Source organism: Candidatus Cloacimonadota bacterium (genome assembly GCA_034661015.1).
In the GTDB taxonomy this organism is placed as follows: domain Bacteria; phylum Cloacimonadota; class Cloacimonadia; order JGIOTU-2; family JGIOTU-2; genus JAYEKN01.
This window is the reverse complement of record JAYEKN010000275.1, coordinates 1-1,624: the sequence shown is the minus strand read 5'-3', so window position 1 is coordinate 1,624 and position 1,624 is coordinate 1. Positions and strand designations below refer to the sequence as shown.

General features: G+C 37.4%; 2 protein-coding genes. Both read left to right on the top strand.

Features of this window, described 5'->3' with window-relative positions:
- A partial coding sequence (locus tag U9P79_09700; GenBank protein MEA2104895.1) for a FlgD immunoglobulin-like domain containing protein occupies positions 1-1,298 on the top strand: 1,298 nt, incomplete at its 5' end.
- A gap of 120 nt (positions 1,299-1,418) precedes the next feature.
- A partial coding sequence (locus tag U9P79_09695) for a hypothetical protein (protein MEA2104894.1) occupies positions 1,419-1,624 on the top strand: 206 nt, incomplete at its 3' end.

Below are 1,624 nucleotides of genomic sequence, written 5' to 3'. Positions count from 1 at the left end.
GTGCTTACTGGCTTTTGAACAGAGCGCTCGGTTATCAGGCTGACGCTAATATGCTCACCGGTCATATCACGGATGCGAACACCGGCGAGCCCATACAAGCAGAAATAATCGTCGCAGGTTTTACTGCTCCCTATTTAGAACCAAGAATATCAGATGAATTATACGGACGCTTCTGGAGAGTGTTACTGCCGGGAACTTATGAAATAACGGTTCGAAAAATGGGTTATGAAGAACAAACTTTCAATAATATTACGATAAATACTTCGGTTTGGACAACTCTCGATGTGGCGATGGAATCCCTTGAGATTTGTGAAGTAAGTGGAACCGCTCTTTGCAATGGCAATCCTATTTCCGGTGAAATTATTGTAACCGATATAGAAAATGATACGATCTCGTTTACAAACGGCTCTTTTAATTTTGCAGCTTATGAAGGTGAACATACAATAATCGCTCTTTCAAACGGATGTATTCCCATAATTGATACAATAAATTTTGAACCCGGAACTTATCAGCTGGATTTTGTATTCGAGACCGAAGAAGTGATTTTTGCTGAAGATTGGGAAACTGGAATGAGCGAATGGAATGGCAATGGAACTTGGAACATTACCGAGGGCTACGAGAATTCAAATTCGCTTGTTACAAATTCCAGCCAATTTTATGCTTTTGATACAACGATGACCATTACTACAGCAAGTCCAATTAATCTAAACGGAGTGGCAGATGATGTCATTTTGACTTTTTGGACTGCTTATCATACCGAACATGTGAATGATGTTTGTTCTGTAGAAATTTCTACAACCGGTTCCGACTGGAACGAATTAACCCACTTTTCCGGCTACATTCATGACTGGGAAAAGATGTTTATTCCGCTTGACGAATTTGTTGATGAGCATATCTATCTGCGATTAAAATTTGTTAGTGATGAAACGCTCAATGATCCGGGTTGGCTGATAGATAACATCCGAATCATCTCTTCCCAAGGGAATGCGATACACACTCCAAACAAATTCACGATTGAACAGAATTTCCCCAATCCTTTTTCGCACGCTACAAAAATAGCCTTTTCTCTCCCCCAAAATTGTCAGGGGCAGCCAAAAATCAAAATATACAATATTCAAGGCAGATTGGTTAAAACCATAGATTTGGATGAAAGTAGCGCAGGTGTAAATCGAACAGTTACCGTTTCCTGGGATGGCAAAGACAACAGAGGAAATTCGGTAGCAAGTGGCATTTATTTTTATAAATTAGATGCAAAGGATTCATTCACAAAGATTAAAAAGTGTATTTTGCTAAAATAAATCGTAAATCGAACATCCCTGTTCGACCCTTAAAAGTTAATGAATATTTATGAGATTTGGGATTACAAGAAGCCCGAATGTGATTAAATCTGCAAACTAACAAAAAAAAAGAAGGATATTATGAAAAAAATATTTATTTTCATGTTTATTCTTTTCCTTTCAACTTCGTTAATGGGAAAAGAAATTTTTCAACATGAAACCCAAAATGACAAGATCATAATACATTATGAAAATGATGCAAAAAATCTTGTAACCGTAGGGAAAACAATTACAAAAGTATTCGCACTCCCATTTCGCTCTGCAGAAATTTCGATAAGCAATTGCTC